Origin of the sequence: Amycolatopsis sp. lyj-112 (assembly GCF_046549055.1) — a bacterium.
Taxonomy (GTDB): domain Bacteria; phylum Actinomycetota; class Actinomycetes; order Mycobacteriales; family Pseudonocardiaceae; genus Amycolatopsis.
On sequence record NZ_JAJPWS010000010.1, the window covers coordinates 56,608 to 72,328 of the forward strand.

The following is a 15,721-nucleotide window of genomic DNA, read 5'->3' on the forward strand; positions in this document are numbered from 1 at the left end:
GTTCACTCCCGGCCGGCGGCAGACCGGGCGGACAGCGCCGCGTTCAGCAGCGCGATGTGCTCGAGCCGGGTGGGGTCGAGCCCGGTGAGGTCGGCGATCCGGCGCAGCCGGTAGTCGACGGTGTTCGGGTGGACGTGGAGGGCGGCGGCGGTCTGCCGTCGTCCGCCACAGCGCAGGAACGTCTCCAGGGTCTGGAGGAGTTCTTCGTTGCCGTCCAACGGTTCCAGCCGGGTCGCCAGCCGGTCGAGCGCGGGCCCGGGTCGGGACAGCTGGTATTCGAGCAGGACGTCGTCGAGCCGGTAGAGCCCCGGCGGTCTGCCGGATCCGGTGGCGACCGCGAGCACGTCCTGCGCCAGTTCCGCCGCGGCGGGAAGGCCGGCGGTCTCGGCCACCGCGGCCCCGGCGGTGACTTCCGCGCCCGCCGCGCGGGCGACGTCGGCGAGTACCCGCTCCAGCCGTGACCAGTCGCTTGTGGACAGTTGATCCGCCGCGGTTTCATACGGCAGCAAGGCGATCCCGCCTTCGGGGGTGAGTGAGGACAGCACCGTGCCGCGGATCTGGCGTTCCAGTTCCACCCGCAGCCGCCGCAGCTTCCGGCGTCCGGCGATCAGCGGATCGACCCCGCTCGCCTCCTCGTCGGGATGGATCCCGACCGACACCGCGAGGACGATGTAACCCGGCGGGAGGCGCAGACCGGCCTGCCCCGCGGCGACGTCGGCGGAATCGCCGTCGAGCAGAGCGGAAAGCACCGTGTGCCGCGCCGAGCGCTCGTCGTCGAACATCGTCTGGCGTTCGTCGAGATAGCCCGCGCCGACCGCCGGGGTGACCACTTCGAGGTAGCGCAGGGCCAGCGCGTTGACGGCCAGGACGTCGGCGACCTCCTCCGGCCGCACGTCCGGGGTCAACGAAGCCCAGACCACCTGGATGCCGATGTGGTACGCGGTGAGCACGATGTCGATCGGGATGCCCTCTTCCGCACGTCGCGCGGCGGATTCGCGCAGGAAATCGCGTTCCTCCTGCGAAGGTGTCGCCCCGGTGTGCAGGGTGTCGATGAACGAGCGGAGGTTCTGCTCGATCACGTGCGTGATGTCGCCGCTGAGCTCTTCGGCGGGGAGCAGGCCGTATTCCGGGACCCGGGAGACGATCTCGGCGAGCACCGTCCTCGTGAGCGACGGCAGGGCCGCGGTCAGCCGTTCGGGTAACGGGCGTCCGCCGATGAAGAACTCCGGCCTTTTGTCACCCATCACAAACACCGGGCGCTCGACCTGGTGATTTCTCCCATGATTCCTCCAGCTGTCCGTGACACATCATGACAGCTGGTCAGGGTTGGGGCCGGGTGGCGCGCACGGTGGCGGCGATCGGGCTGTAGCGGAGCCACGCGGGCAGTCCGCGCACGATCCAGCGAGCGCCGGTCAGGGCGATGTCGCCGGCGCGGACGGCGTCGAGGAGTTCGATCTCGCCGACCCACATCCGGTAGAGCGTCGGGAGGTCGGCGGTGAGCACGGCGTCGATCTCGAAACCGGGGTCGTTGTAGCAGACCGACGCGTCATCGGGTTCGAGCACGAGCCAGAACAGGCGGTGGCGGTCGGCGATGTCGACCTGGATGACCGCCCGTTCGGTGATCCCGGCGGTGTCGATCCGGCCGCGCATCCACCACATCAGGATCTCGGGATCGAGTTCGTCCGGCCGCGGGGCGCCGAACGCGTGCCGCGCGCCCCAGTCGGCGAGGCCGAACACGAGCGGGCGCAGATCCTCGCCGGCGCGGGTGAGGGCGTATCCGTCGTCGGCCCGCACGATCAGGCCGGCGTGCTGCAATTGGCGTAACCGCCGGGAAAGCAGCGCGCGGGACAACCCCGGCAGGCCGCGGGCGATCTCGTTGAACCGCCGGGCGCCCACCAGCATGTCGCGCACGATCAGCAGCGTCCAGCGGTCGCCGAGGACCTCGATGGCCCGGACGACGGGACAGTACTGGCCGTAAGTCCGCACACCTACGAGGTCGCGAGAGCGGCGCGGCCGTTACAACCGCGGTTCAGTCTCTGTACTACCTGCCCGCCCGGCCGGTTCCTACCGTCGTCGGCAAGGACTTCCGAGAGGGTGAAATTCCATGACCATTACCGAAACCGAACGGTCACAGACGGGTACTTTCCCGACGCCTGCGCGTCCGGGCGACGACCGGTTCACCGGGCTGGCGGCCAGAATCGGTGCTGTCGCGGAGAAGTACAGCGCCGAGCACGACCGCGACGCGACCTTCGTGACCGAGGCCTACGACGCGATGCGGGAACACGGCTACCTGGCGCTCGCCGTGCCGGAAGAACTCGGCGGGCTGGGCGCTTCGATGCGGCAAGTCTGTTACGCCCAAGCGGAACTCGCGCGGCACGACGGGGCGGCGGCGTTGTCTGCGGCGATGCACCAGTACCTGACGCTGATGCAGGGCTACCGGCGCCGGGCAGGCGCGCCGGACGCCGAAGGGGTATTACGCCGCATCGCGAACGAAGGCATCGTCATCGCCACGAGCGGCGGTTCCGACTGGCTCTGGCCCGCCACCACCGCGATCCTGGACGGCGACACGTTCCGCGTGAGCGGGCGCAAGATGTTCTGCAGTCAATCGCCGAGGGCGACCGTGGTGGCGACCAGCGCGGTGCTGGGCGAACCGGGGGAGAACGCCGAGGTGCTGCACTTCAGCGTGCCCCTCGACGCACCCGGCGTCCGCATCGAGGAAACGTGGAACACGCTGGGAATGCGGGGAACCGCGAGCCACGACGTCGTGCTCGAAGACGTCGTGGTGCCCGTGGCCAAGATCGCCGGCCGGCGGCCGTACGGGGAATTCGGGGTGCCGCTGCTGGCCGCGGCGATCCATTTCGCGCCGGTCGTGGGGGCGACGTATTTCGGGATCGCCTCCGGTGCCAGGGATATCGCCGTCGCCGCGGCGACGGCCGGATCCCGGGGTCCCGTGCCGCATTCGGCGGCGCCCCGCATCCAGCGCCAGATCGGGCTGATGGACGCGGGACTGCGCACCGCGTGGTGGTCGCTGCTGGGCGCCGTCGACGAACTCGGAGACGGCTACGTGGTGAGCCCGTCGGTCCTGGCGACCGTCATGCTGGCGAAACGCCAGGCGGTGACGGCCGCGATCGAGGTCGTCGACCTGGCGATGGACGTACTCGGCGGCCGGTCCTACTTCCGCCGTGCGCCACTCGAGCGCGCCTTCCGGGACGTCCGCGCGGGCACCTTCCACCCGCTGACCCCCGAGGCCACGCTCATCTACGCCGGCAAGCAGGCACTCGGGGACTCCGGCGTCAGCGAGTGAGCGCGTCCCGCGCCGAGTCGACGGTCGGGTGCACGTTGAAGACGGCGTCGAGGCCGAGAAGCGCCAGCGGGCGCAGCAGGGCGCGCTCCTGGGTGACCAGGATGAACGGGGTATTCGTCTCCTCGGCCTTGGCACGGGTCTGAACCAGGGCGGTGAAGCCGGAGGAATCGCAGAAGGAGACTTCGGACAGGTCCGCGATCAACGCCGCGGGCTTGAACCGGAGTTCTTCCTCCAGGCATTGCCGCAGGCGTTCGGAGACCGCGAGATCGATTTCACCCGCCACCGTGACGACCGTGTCGGCGTCGGTGGTGGTGACCGAGACATCCAGTGGGGACACGAATCTCCGAGTCGAACGGGAAAGATCGGAGGCGGGTGTGCGATAGTCGGTCAACATGACTCCTGGCCGGTAGGCGGGGTACCGGCAAGGCCCTGTTCAGGCAAGCCGGAACCCGGGAAAAGGGGATCCGGCGGCTGGTGACTGAACCGCGACGGGTCAACCGTAGCAGTCCGGCGGCCGAACTTGCCGGACGAGCGGGGGACTGTTGCCGTATCGGGCCGGTCACGTCCCCGCCCACATGCCCGTTGACCAGGGCCGGAGCCGTGGGTCACCTAGGTGGTGACGGTGGGGTCGCCCCAAGCCAGCTCGGGCAGGCCGTTGGACAACCCGCCCGCCATCCGCGCCCCGGCGAGCATGGGATGGGCGGTGGTGCCGGTCCGGTACGCGACCAGCTGAAGGCGCAGGACCTCCGCGACGTCGACGTCGAGCACGGCGGGGGAGCCGAGTTTCGCTGACTCGACCGGCTGCGCGACTCCGTCGAGGAAGACCTCGAAGTGCCCGACCTGCCGCGCGTCGTGTGCGTCGTCGAGTACACCGGCGGTGACCTTGAACCGCCGGTAGCGCCTACCCAGGTTGTACTCGACGACGCCTCGCGGCTCGGCGCAGAAGGTCGAACAGCGGTACGTGATGCTGTTCCCGTAGTGCACACCGTCCAGGAGCGCCGCGCCCATCCGGAGGTCGGAGCCTTTCGACACCGGAGTGAGCTCGCGAGTCAGCAGGAGGTTCCTGCGGGTGGCGGGACTGCGGTAGCCGCCGTCACCGAACGGGGGCTGTTCGCCGTCAGGCATCCCGTACAGGGGCTGCCGCCGGATGGCGCGGACCAGGGCGGCGACGCCGTCGTCGTCGGGTGTGAAGTGCCGGACGACGAAATGCGTGGCGCTGTACGGGCTGAGAAACTGCGGGATGTCGTCGATCGACCGGCCGGGCAGGATCACCGGCAGGATCCGTGCCGTGTACTCCTCGATGTCCCCGGTCAGCAGGTCGCGCAGGATCGCCCCTTCGAACTGCGAGCCGCGTCCGATGTGCGGGGATTCCTGGCCGTCGGTCCGCCGCTTGTACTGCGGCGACACGACGGCGAGCGTGTAGTCCGCGGCCTTCAGCTGCCTCACCGCCCACCGTGACCAGTCGATTCTCGCGCCGTCGGCCCACTGGTCGAGGTGTACCTCCAGCCCGAGCTTCATGGCCAGGAAATCGGCGAACCGGCGCACCAGGGTCTTGTGGTCTTCGCTGTCGTGCGAATAGGAAATGAAGACGCGCGGGCGGGATGTCATCGTCGGTCTCCAGGCCGCCGACGTCTGCACGGCGGCGAATCGGCGGTGTCTCCGCGGAAGTCGGTCCGCCGGACCGGGCCGTTACGCCCTCCGCGCCCGAGCCTCGCCGACCATGACCTGATCGAGATCCGGGTGGATTTCGTCGGCGCGGTCCCAGAATTCGGCCGCCAGGGCGGTGGAGCCTTCGGCCGCCGCCACATTGCCCAGACCGACGTACGCGCGAGCGGTCTCGTAGGGGCTTCCGCAGGACTCGGCGCGGTCCGCGGCGGCGCGGTAGGCCGACGCGGCGAGGTCGTGCCGCCGCGCGTGGAACCAGGCCCAGCCCACGCAGTTGAGGGCCATCGCGGCGTCGAGGTCCAGTCCGAGTTCGTCGAAGACGGACAGCGTCTCGGTGGCGACCGAGGCGGCCTCGTCGGCCTGGCCGAGTGCCGTCAGCGCCAAGGCGATCCCGCGGCCGGTGATCGCGGCGTTGCGGCGGTTGCCGTCACGGACGTAGAACGCTCGCGCCTGGCGGAGATCCCGGAGCGCCTCGGTGTGCTTGCCCCGGTAGTGATCGGCCCAGCCGCTGTGCGCCAGCGCCGTGCTTTCCCCATGGCCGTCACCGATTCGACGGTAGAGCGCGAGAGCTTCGCCGTAGCACGCCGACGCCTCGTCGAGATCGCCGCGATCGACGAGCGCGACACCCAGATTGGCCGTGGTGGTGGCGAGCGCCCAGGTGTCCCCGATCGCTTCGGCGGAGGCCCGCGCCCACCGATGCGTGTCCAGCCAGGCATCCCAGAGCTTGGCCACGAAGAAGAAGTCGCGCAGGAAGAAGGCCAGCTGCCAGCACCGTGCGTGCTCACCGCGTTCACCCGCCGCCCGGCAGAGCGCCACCAGCCCCGGCCATTCGGCGCGGAACCAGGCCATCGCCATCTCGCTGTCGTCCAGCCGGACCGGTTCGGGGGTCCCCGAGTCGAATTCGATCTCCGGCACGAAGCGGTGCGGGGTGAGTCGCTTGTCGGCCTCGGCGGTATTTCGCACGGCGTAAGCGGTGAGGCGCTGGAACGCCATTATTTCGTCCTCCGGGTCGGTGAGTACGAATTCAGTGGCAAATGCGCGTAGCAGGTCATGGAATCCGTACCGATCCGATTCTGGTTGGGTGAGCAGGTGGGCTTCGTGCAGACGTTCCAGTAAGTGATCGGTCTCCCTCAACGAGAGCGCACTCAGGGCGCTCGCAGCGTGGATGTCGACATCGGATCCCGGATGGACGGTGAGTAAGCCGAAAAGCCTCGACTCGGCACTGCTCAGCTGCCGTACGGACAGCTGGAACGCGGCGACGAGCGTGCGTTCGCCGTCGTCCAGTTCTGCCAGGCGAGCGCTTTCATCTTCGAGCCGGCGCTCGAGTTCCGAGACGTCCCAAGCCCGATGCGCGCGCAGCCTCGCCGCGGCGATCCGGATCGCGAGGGGGAGCCGGGCACATCGTTGGACCACCCGGGTGACGGCAATTCCGGCGGGAACGCCGGTGAGAGTGGTGAAAAGTTCCACCGCGGCGGGAAGGGGGAGCATGTCCAAGGAGACGTGCCCGGCGTCGTCGAGCGCGCTCAGCCTGGACCTGCTGGTGATCAGGACCCGGCACTTCGGCTCGGCCGGCAGCAGTGGACGCACCTGTGCCGCGCTGACGGCGTTGTCCAGCACCAAAAGAACACTGCGGCCGCGAAGACGGGATCGGTACAGCGCCGCGCGATCGTCAGGATCCCCAGGGATCCGCTCCGCCGGAACGCCGAGCACGCGCAACAATCTGTCGTGGACGGCCGCGGTTCCGGCGGTGGGGTCGCCGGGTCCGTACCCTCGCAGGTCGATGAACAAGCAGCCGTCGGCGAACCCGGATTCGAGCCGGTGCGCGCACCGGCTCGCGAGTTCCGTCTTGCCGACACCGCCCATCCCGGACACGACGCAGACACCGCCGTCTGCTTCCAGTGCGGCGCGGATCGCCTGTAATTCCTCGGTCCTGCCGGTGAAAGCGGCCGTCGCGGGTGGCAAGCCAGACGGCCGGACATCGGGCCGTGTCCTGCGCCGCACGGGCTCGTTGGGCAGCAGCGAGGTGAGGGCCCCTGCGACGTCGAGTTCGGCTTCACACAACGTGGCGAGTGCGGGGTTCGGTGTGGCGAGCCCGGTTTCGACTTTACTGAGGTAACCCTTGCTGTAGTGGGTGCGATCGGCCAGTTCGGTCAGCGAGAGGCCGGCCGCCCTGCGGCGGCGCCTCAGCTCGGCTCCGAACGTGGCTCGCTCGTTCATCAGCACCCATCCTCGTCGGAGGATCAGTATGGCCGTGTGGACACTTTTCCGGCATCGTCCAGTGGCCGCGGGAGCGCCGGCCAGGTCCGCGGACCCGACCGGCGGCTGCGCGCACAGCCCGTGGTCGTCGTTCATCGTCGTCTCAGCCGAACACGAAGCCGAGCAGGGCCAGGATCAGGCCGATGGCGTGGGTCTGCATGGTCAGCGCACCTCCTCTCCGTGCGTGGCGACCGCGGTCTTGACCGGGTTCGCGGGGGCGGATCCCGTCGCGCTGCCGAGCACTGCCCCGATGAAGATCGCGACCACTCCAAGCCAGAAAGCCAGCCTCAGGAGCAGCGAAAACGAGCACTCGACCTTCATTCCGACTCCTTCGATGGGCGTGCCAGGGCAGCACTCGAAAACGCGGGAGAACCGCTGGTGGGGGTGTTATTCGCGGCGAAATCGCGGCGACCAACCAAGAATGCGATGCCTGCCCGGAGGCGACAAGGAGTTTCCTGTTTCCCGTATGGGCGGGAAAGGAAAACCCAAAATAACGATCGTCGATATACGCCGTGACCGGCTGGACACGGACGTCCGTGCTGACGACTATTGACCACCGTGCTCGAACCATTAGGGGAGGACCGGTGAACGTCAGCGCTGTGGACCTGGCCGGCGAATTGAAGCTGCTCCGGCGGGGAAGGGGTATTTCGGCCCCTCAGCTGGCCGAACGCGCCGGGCCCGCCCTGCGCGCGGTCTGCTTGATCGCCGAGGATGACGGAAACGCGGAGATAAGAAGAAAAGTGACGGAATGCGTGACCAGGTGGACTCCGGCCTTGCCCGATGACCTGCGCACCGCTGTACTGGCCGCGTTCGCGCTGCACGACGAGGCCCGCGACGCCTTTTACCAAGAACGGGTCCGCTGGCTGGCGAGATCTCTCGTCCGTGATGATCGGACGGCACGCCGGCGGATCGACGAAGGCATCGAGCGGCTCGCGGAGATCGCGGTGGCGTCCACAAGCGAATCCGGGCCGGACTCGCACGGCTCGCCCAGCACACGCTGGCATACCGAAGAATTGCGGGTGGCCCTCGCCCTCGACCAGCCGGTCCCGGAGGGCTTCGAGTTCCGCCGGATCGTCGCGGATGCCGACGACATCGCCGAGCTGGACCTGGCCATGACCCTGACCAAATCGGCGAACCACGGCGAATCATTCGATGACAAGGATCTTCGGGTCGAGGTGTTCCACGGTGGAATGCTGGCTGAGCGCGTGATGGAGTCCAGCGACCGGGTCGGCCTCGCTCTGCGCTTACCCGTGCCGCTGCATCGGCAGGGCCGGCATGAAATCGCGTTGCGGTTCAGGGCCGACCTCAAAGAACCCCACTTCGTCTGCGTCCCCCGGCACCCGGTCGACTTCTTCGACCTGCACGTCCGGTTTCCGGTGCCGGTGCCGGTGGAAGTCGTGCAACTGGAGCGGGTATTCCAGGACGACGCGAGCGATGAGGCGACGCGGGGAGTTCTCTTGACACCGGACGCCTCGGGAGAGGTCCACGTCCAGTTCCGGGGGCTCGCGCCCGGTTTCGCCTATGGAGTGCGCTGGAAACCCGCGGATCAGGGCCTGTCCGGTTCGGCGAACTGACGGCCGGACAGGCCGGACCCGGTCAGCTCGTGGTCGTGGTCGGCGGAATCTCTTCGGGCAGTCCGAGCAGTTTGGCCTCGCCGAGGTCGAGGCGGTTGTCCGACGCTCCACAGTCGTCTCCGGACCTCACCGGCTGCCAGCCGATCTTGAGCCGGAGGACGCCGGTGAGGTCGAGATCGACCGGCACCATCTTGTTCAGTTCGAGCGTCGTCGAGAGCAGCTTGCGGCCGTCGCCGAAGACCTCCAGCTGCACTTTGAGCGCCGAGTCCGCCGAGTTGTCGTCGAGGCCGGCCGAAGCGACGAGCCGCCGGAAACCCTTGGAAAGGTTGTACTCGGCGGAATCCGCCTGGCTGCATTCTTGGACGCCGGTGGCGAGGGTGTGCAGGTAGGTCTTGCCGGCGACAGAACCCGTCTGGCGAGAGGAGTTGAACGACCCCGTCACCGGTTCGAGTTCGTTGAGGTAGCGCTCGGCGGGCAGGGAGGGCGTACTCGGCGGTGTGGACGCCGAGGAGCTTCCCGACGCCTGGCCGGCGCTGCTCGGCGGAGAGGTCGTGGTCACCGTCGCCTGCACCGTGGTCGTGGGTCCCGGCGCGGCCGCTTGCGGGCTCGGCGACGGCGAGTTGCCGGCCAGGGCGACGGTGGTGATCGCGCCGGCGGCGACCACGGTGGTCGCGAGGGCGATCGGCACCCACTTCTTCTTCCGCTTGGGCGGGGGACTGTACAACTTCTCGCCGTACATCTGGTCTCCGATCATGAACGAAGGAGGAAGGGAGTCCTTTCGGTCTGCCGCCGATTCGGGCCGCGGCGGCCGTTCGAGGCGCTGTCCGACAGGGATCCCGAGGAGGTCGGGTGCCATCGCACGGAGCACGGTGGCCGTCCGGTCCGCCGGTGGCCGGAACGACGGGTCGAAGGCCGTGAGGAGCCGGACCAAGTCCCACAAGGGTTGCGGGAGCTGTCCCGGCCGGCCTGGTCCTTCGTCGGCTGTCCGGACGAAGCCGGCCGCGAACGGCGTGACACCGCAATACAGCTCGTAGAGCAGCACTCCGAGCGAATACAGATCGGCGGCGGGCTCGTCGGTCTCAGGAGCGGTGTACGTCGAAGCGGCCAGCAAGGAGGCAGGTCTGGAAGCGCGGGGTGTCAGCAGCGAGGTGGCGGTGTCCGACAGCCTCGGTACCCGCACCGAGCCGCTGTCGTCCATGAGGACGTTCGCGGGCGTCACCGCACCGTGGACGATGCCGAGCGCGTGGACCTCGTGCAGTGCGGACGCGATGCCCGCGCCGATCCGGGCGATCTCCGCGGGCAACAGGGTGCCCGCCGTACCGAGCAGGAATTTCAGCGACCCACCGGGCACGCGATCCTGAATCAGCGCGATGGCGTCGTCCTCGATGACGACGTCGTGCAGGAGCACGAGGTTGTCGTGCCGCAGACCGACAAGCTGGGACTGGGCCCGGAGAAAGCGCTCGACGATCGCGGGTTCGTGCGCGCTTCCGAAGGGCAGAAGCTTGATCGCCAGGTCTTCGCCACCCGGCCCAGTGGCGGCGAAGACCTCTCCGGCCGAACCTCGGCCCAGCGGCTCGCCGAGCCGGTAGCGGCCCGCCAGTTCACGATCCATGTGTCATTCGCCTTTCTTCTTGCCCGGCGCGAACATCCGTTCGGCCGTGAACAGTGCGGAGACCAACGGCCGGGGGAGTCGGACGACCCGTTTCGCGGCGATCGCCTTCGCCGACAGCTCGGTCGCGATACCGAGCGCCGCGACGATGTCGTCCGCCGCGCCGTCGACGAGTTCGGTGGCGCGCCGGTACTGGCCGCGCCCGCTGAACGCGAGCGCGATTCCGAGGTCGAGCCTGCTTTCCAGGGTTTCCGGGTGGGTCAAGCCCAGCAGCCGGATCTGGGGCAGGAGGATGTCTTCGAGCAGATCCGCCTGACGGCCGAACTCGCGCAACTGGCCGTGCGCCTGCGCCATGCCGTGCCGGATCCGGTAGCGCAGCTGGTGCTCGCCCCCGAGGACGCGGAGCACGGTCTGCTCGGTCGCGCTCAGCACACGCAAGGCCTGTCGCGGTCGCCCCAGCGTCAAGAGCGCGCGATCGGCCAGGACCGCGACGGTCAAGGTCAGTGGATTCTCCGAGCCGTAGCGCTTTTCGTACTTACCTTCGAGTTCGCGCAGTTCCGTGGCGGATCTTTCCCCATCGGACCGGTCCGGCCGCAGGTCCCGCAAATCGAGAGTGACCGTCGCTTCCGCCCGCAGGAGATCAGCCTCGGTACTCCGGAAATGCCGTTCCCGGCCCGAGGCGTGGAAGCCCGCGACCACCTCCGCGGCGACCTGCCGCGCCCGTCGCGGATGGCCGTCGAGCAGCTGGGCGCGGGCGTATTCGAGCATGGCGGAGGGCAAGGTCTCGTCGCGGAGCGGTCCAGGGGGAGCGTCGTGCAGCTCCGGCAAGCTCGCGTCGAGCAACGTGATGGACTCCCGGGGGAGGCCGCGCAGGCGGAAGGCCTGCGCGGTCGCCACGACCGCGGTCAACCGGTCTTCGCGCCGGCTCGGGAACCGTCCGCTGTACTCGCGCCAGAACGTCCGGTCGCCGGCGTCGTAGTCGCCTTGGAAGTCGAGTGCCTGAGCGGCGATGAGCCGGGCCGCGTAGCGTTCGTCGTCGGTGCTCGCCAGCAGCAGCGCGCGCCGGGCGTGCCGCGCGGCCTCCACGTAGAGCCCGCAGGCGATCTCCACGCGCGCCGCCGCCACGAAGTCCGCGCTCGTCGCCCCCTCGGTGGTCAGGATCATCGCGTGGATTTCGCCCGCGGCCAGTGGATCGCCTTGCCGGTCATGAGCGGTCGCGATCGGGCGCAACAGCCGGATCCGGTGGTCCGCCGACGCGCGCTCGGCGAGGGTGCGGGCGTGTTGGAGGAGGAAATCCCGGTATTCGGCGTGCCCCCCGGAAAGAAGGCCCAGCAAGGCTTCCGTCGCGTGCTGGTGCAGGCCATCCGGTTCGTGCTCACTCCTGGCCACTTCCGCCACGAGCGGTTGTAACTGCAGTCCGCCGTCCACCCGCGAGACGGCGCACTGCGTCACCAGCTCGTCGACGGCGTCCGCGAAATCGCGTTCGCAATCGACACCGAGCACGTCGCGGGCGAAGCCGAGCGGGAACGGTACCGGGGCCAGCAGGCTGCCCAGCCGGACCAGCCGGGAGGCGAGCGGACCGAAGAGGGCGAGCAGGTCACGGATCGCCGGCGGCGCGGTGTCCGGGCGAGAGGCGAGCGAGGCGTCGGTGACTGGTCCGGGCCAGTGCCGCGCGGCCAAAGCGCTGGCGCGCACCGTGATCGGGTGTCCGCCGCACCGCTCGACCAGGCGCAGCACCGCTTCGCGTTCGGCGTTGTCGGCCGGCTCGCGGTATTCGGCGAAGAGCCGGATGCCTTCATCCGGGGACAACCCCTTCAGATCGACGGCAGCGGCATTCCACGGGGAATGCTCCACCCGGGTCGTGATCAGCGTGGCCACTTCGGACGAGGGAAGCAGCAGCCGTTCGAGTACGTTCAGAGGAAGCCCCGCCGGTACGTCGTCGATGAGCACGAGGACTTTTTCGCCCGCGGCACTGATCCGCTCGGCGACGTGTTCGCGCAGCCTGTCGAGGTCCATGCCCGAGACGTCGATGTCCAGCTGTTCCGAGGCCACTCGCGCCAACGTCAGGTGGAATTGGGAAAGGACCTCCTCCGGTGCGTGGTGCCCGAAGGGGCCGAGCCGGAGAACGCCGCCGCCGAAGGCGCCGTGAAAGAGGTAGGCATACTGCTCCGCCAGCGCGGTCTTGCCCACACCCGGCAGGCCGCGCAGCATCAGCACGGGCCGTGAATACGGCGTCATACCGGGGAATTCGGCGGCGTGCAGACCACTGTGGACGGACCAGAGCTCCCGGTACCGTCCGACGATCCGTGCCGGCGGGCGTCGCCCGGACGTCCGGTTCCAGGCGCCGAGAGGATGTCCGGCTTCGGTGACCTTGCGCCGGACGCGCTCGACCAGACCGGGCATCGTCCGCGACGTGACCGGCCCGGAGAAGAACTTCGCGTCGGCCAGTTCCACCGGTGCGATATGCCCGCTGCCGGGCTCCGGATTGATGGCCAGTACCCGGTCCGCCGGGGCGCCGTGCCGCTTCGCGGCGACGAACGCCGCGGTCAGTTCCCACTGGCAGGCATACCGGGTGGGCAGGACGTGAGAGTAGTAGACGAGCAGGACGCGTGAGCCGGCTATCGCATCGGCGAGCTCGCGGGTGATCGGTGCGAACTCGTCGATGACGGTGTCCCGGAAGACACGGAGCCCCGCGGTGCGCAGCGCGTCCTCGATCTCGGCGACGCGTGCCGCCCCGTCAGGATCGGCCCGGGTGAAACACAGGAAGACATCGAAACGATCCGTGCTGCGAGCATCGGACAGGCCAGGGTCGGGTTCCCTCATCTGCGCACTCTCTCCGGGGTCGTCGCGGTCACTGGTGATCTTCGGATCGGCGGCGCGAACCGAGCGGGTCGCCTGCGAAAGGATCGATCACCGAAGCGATTTCGCTACCGGTGATCGAGGTGATACGAAAACTGTCCTTGTTTTGGCCCGCCCGTCGGCAAAAGCCGCCGGGACGCCCGGATGGCAGGTATTTTGTCAACGGACAAAAGCTGGACAAGAAACCCCGGGCCGTTACGCCGTCGTCGATCTCGTCGATTAACGGGCATTCGAACCGCAACCGCCCGGGAGAGAGCATGGGAATCGCCACTGACGCCGCGAACGAGGGGAACAGCACGGTCGGCGCCCTGATCGTCGTCGTGATCATCGGCCTGTACCTGGGCTACAACGCCTTCAAGAGACACGGTTTCCGGTCCCGTCGGGTGGAAACGAAGCTGAGCGGGCAACAGCTGCGGAACGTCTTCAAGAAGAAGGTCGCGAGGAACGGCTGGTCCATTACGGACGACGGCAACCCGATGGTCGCGCAGTCCGGGTTGCTCGCCGGAATCCGGCAGCAGATCTCTCTCCGGATTTCGGAGGCGAACGGTCACACCGTCGGCGAGCTGGCCGTGATCCTCCATGCGAAGAAGGGCTTCGGCGGAACGGCCAAGGCGTACACCTTACGATGGCGGATGAACGCCTTCCTCTCTCAGGTCCGGCGGCTCGACACCAGTGCGAAAGTGACGGGCTGAGCCGATGACGACTCTCGATACCCGCCCCGTCGGCGAAGACGTCAAGGGTTACAGCACGCTGGAGAACGTGCCGCGCCCGGCCGGGCGTATGACGAAAGAGGTGCTCGACCCGCTCGTCGTGGCGGCCCAGACCGGTGATCCGGCCGCGGTCCACGCGTTGCTGGCCGTCGTCAAACCGGCGCTGGTGCGCTATTGCCGCGCACGCATGGGAGGACGCGACCTTTCCTACCTGTCGGCGGACGACGTCGCGCAGGAGGCGTGCCTCGCGGTCTTCAAGATGCTGCCGTCCTACGAAGATCGAGGCGGCTCGTTCATCTATCTCGTCCGGGCGATCGCGGCCAACAAGGTCGCCGACGCCTTCCGCGCGGTGTCCCGTGACCGGTCCGACCCGGTCCCCGAGCTTCCGGAGATCGGGCCGGACCACAACGAGCCGGAGGACCACATGCTCGGTGTCGATCTCGGCTCCCGGCTCGGCACTCTCGTGGCCACGCTGCCGAAGATCCAGCGGGAGGTGCTCGTCCTGCGGATCGTCGTCGGGCTGTCGGCCACGGAGACCGCGACCGCCTTGGGGCTCACGCCGGGAAACGTGCGGGTCAAGCAGCACCGGGCGTTGGTGAAGCTCCGCGAACTGGCGCAGGAGGGCGACTTCTGAGGCGCTACTCCAAGGTCGGGTCGCCCCAGGCCAGCTCGGGCAGCCACCTGGTGCTCGTGGTGCCGGGGCGGTACATCTCCAGCCGCAGCTTCAGCGCGCCGCTGACGTCGAGCTCGATCACGGCGGGTCTTCCCAGCGCCACTTTGGTTTCCGGTGACGGTCTCCCGTCGAGAAGGACGCGAAAGTGTCCCACCTGGAAGGTTTCGACGGCGTCGTCGAGGACGCCGGCCACCGCGGTGAAGCGACGGTATGCCATACCGAGGTCCACTTCGACGAAGCCGAGCCGCTCCGCCGCCCTCAAGACGATGCTGTCCGCGTAGTGCACATCGCCGATCCGAGCGCCTTCCGTGCGGATGAGCGAACTGCACGCCTGCCATTTCAGCCCGGTCGCCAACGGCGTCCGCCGAGATTCGGGAGCACTCAGCGCGCCACCGCGCCATTCCCCGCGCTCGGGCCGCTGCTGCCGGGCGCGGCCGGTGATCGCGGTCAGCAGGTCGGAGACGCCCTCCTCGGTGAACGTCTCGATCGGATACCTCGTGGTGGAGTACGGGTTGAGGAAGTTCGGGATGTCCTCGATGGACTGCTGGGGGAACACGACCGGGAGCACCCGCTTGAGCTCCAGGTTCAGGTTCTTCGTGAGCCGATCCCGGATCCGGGCCGCTTCGTACTGCGATCCCCGGCCCTCGTCCGGCGCCGCGGTCCCCTCGGCACGGCGTTTGTACTCCGGCGAAACGACAACGACCACGAAATTCGCCGTGTCGAGGTGTTTCGACGCCCATAATGACCAGTCACGGCGTTCGTTGTCATCCCATTGATCGAGGTGTACTTCCAGGCCGATCTCGGCGTGCAGGAATTCCGCGAACCGGCGGACGCGCTCCTTGTGTTCGGGCGAATCGTGTGCGTAAGTCACGAACACTTGCGGCGCCTCGTTGTCGGCCATCGACGCTCCTGTCGCAGGAAGAACTCGGTTAGTCGGGCGAGAGGCATTCTTGACGATGCTCGGGAGCCTCGCATCCTTTGTCGTCTGCTTGTCACCTTTCTGTCTTTTCGGGCCCCGTTCGTGTCCAGGACAGTCCCGTGGCGCGGCCGTGTCCAGTTTTTGTCGTGTTT

General features: G+C 68.4%; 14 protein-coding genes. 4 read left to right on the forward strand and 10 right to left on the reverse strand.

Annotated features, from left to right (window positions below):
- Positions 1–2: 2 nt before the first annotated feature.
- Entirely contained in the window at positions 3–1,244 is a 1,242-nt protein-coding gene (locus ACLJRL_RS28695; protein WP_410659422.1) for a PucR family transcriptional regulator, read from the reverse strand.
- 76 nt (positions 1,245–1,320) lie between these two features.
- The gene (locus tag ACLJRL_RS28700) at positions 1,321–1,986 is read right to left on the reverse strand and encodes a winged helix-turn-helix transcriptional regulator (protein ID WP_410659423.1); all 666 of its coding nucleotides are present in this window, start codon (positions 1,984–1,986) and stop codon (positions 1,321–1,323) included.
- A 118-nt stretch (positions 1,987–2,104) separates the two neighbouring features.
- Here ACLJRL_RS28700 and ACLJRL_RS28705 point away from each other — a divergent pair, with 118 nt between their 5' ends.
- Positions 2,105–3,304, forward strand: coding sequence for an acyl-CoA dehydrogenase family protein (locus ACLJRL_RS28705; protein ID WP_410659424.1), 1,200 nt, complete (start codon positions 2,105–2,107; stop codon positions 3,302–3,304).
- Here the strand turns inward: ACLJRL_RS28705 and ACLJRL_RS28710 are convergent.
- From ACLJRL_RS28710 to ACLJRL_RS28725, 4 genes are all read right to left on the reverse strand, one after another.
- Complete coding sequence (locus ACLJRL_RS28710; RefSeq protein ID WP_410659425.1) at positions 3,294–3,641, reverse strand: STAS domain-containing protein; 348 nt, start codon at positions 3,639–3,641, stop codon at positions 3,294–3,296. The two genes, ACLJRL_RS28705 and ACLJRL_RS28710, sit on opposite strands and share 11 nt — an antisense overlap.
- 272 nt (positions 3,642–3,913) lie before the next feature.
- Entirely contained in the window at positions 3,914–4,912 is a 999-nt protein-coding gene (locus tag ACLJRL_RS28715) for an SEFIR domain-containing protein (RefSeq protein ID WP_410659426.1), read from the reverse strand.
- An 81-nt stretch (positions 4,913–4,993) separates the two neighbouring features.
- Positions 4,994–7,186, reverse strand: a complete 2,193-nt coding sequence (locus ACLJRL_RS28720) for a tetratricopeptide repeat protein (protein WP_410659427.1) — start codon at positions 7,184–7,186, stop codon at positions 4,994–4,996.
- Between the two features lie 201 nt (positions 7,187–7,387).
- Entirely contained in the window at positions 7,388–7,546 is a 159-nt protein-coding gene (locus tag ACLJRL_RS28725; protein WP_410659428.1) for a hypothetical protein, read from the reverse strand.
- A 263-nt stretch (positions 7,547–7,809) separates the two neighbouring features.
- On the opposite strand from ACLJRL_RS28725, the gene ACLJRL_RS28730 reads away from it, so the two are divergent.
- Positions 7,810–8,799 (forward strand): hypothetical protein, encoded by a 990-nt coding sequence (locus ACLJRL_RS28730; protein WP_410659429.1) that lies wholly within the window; start codon positions 7,810–7,812, stop codon positions 8,797–8,799.
- 22 nt (positions 8,800–8,821) lie between these two features.
- Here the strand turns inward: ACLJRL_RS28730 and ACLJRL_RS28735 are convergent, their stop codons facing one another.
- From ACLJRL_RS28735 to ACLJRL_RS28745, 3 genes are read right to left on the reverse strand one after another with little or no spacing between them, the layout of a single operon-like run.
- Positions 8,822–10,411: a protein kinase domain-containing protein gene (locus ACLJRL_RS28735; protein ID WP_410659430.1), complete on the reverse strand. Its 1,590-nt coding sequence runs from the start codon at positions 10,409–10,411 to the stop codon at positions 8,822–8,824.
- A gap of 3 nt (positions 10,412–10,414) precedes the next feature.
- Positions 10,415–13,231, reverse strand: a complete 2,817-nt coding sequence (locus ACLJRL_RS28740; protein WP_410659431.1) for a TIR domain-containing protein — start codon at positions 13,229–13,231, stop codon at positions 10,415–10,417.
- Between the two features lie 28 nt (positions 13,232–13,259).
- On the reverse strand, positions 13,260–13,526 hold the full coding sequence (locus ACLJRL_RS28745) for a hypothetical protein (RefSeq protein ID WP_410659432.1): 267 nt from the start codon (positions 13,524–13,526) through the stop codon (positions 13,260–13,262).
- Between ACLJRL_RS28745 and ACLJRL_RS28750 the strand changes: the two genes are divergently transcribed.
- Complete coding sequence (locus ACLJRL_RS28750) at positions 13,525–13,959, forward strand: hypothetical protein (RefSeq protein ID WP_410659433.1); 435 nt, start codon at positions 13,525–13,527, stop codon at positions 13,957–13,959. The two genes, ACLJRL_RS28745 and ACLJRL_RS28750, sit on opposite strands and share 2 nt — an antisense overlap.
- A 4-nt stretch (positions 13,960–13,963) precedes the next feature.
- Positions 13,964–14,611: an RNA polymerase sigma factor ShbA gene (gene shbA, locus ACLJRL_RS28755; RefSeq protein WP_410659434.1), complete on the forward strand. Its 648-nt coding sequence runs from the start codon at positions 13,964–13,966 to the stop codon at positions 14,609–14,611.
- A 4-nt stretch (positions 14,612–14,615) separates the two neighbouring features.
- On the opposite strand, the gene ACLJRL_RS28760 is transcribed toward shbA, so the two are convergent.
- Positions 14,616–15,551 carry an SEFIR domain-containing protein gene (locus tag ACLJRL_RS28760; RefSeq protein ID WP_410659435.1) on the reverse strand — a complete coding sequence of 312 codons (936 nt, stop codon included), beginning with the start codon at positions 15,549–15,551 and terminating at the stop codon, positions 14,616–14,618.
- Positions 15,552–15,721: the final 170 nt, after the last annotated feature.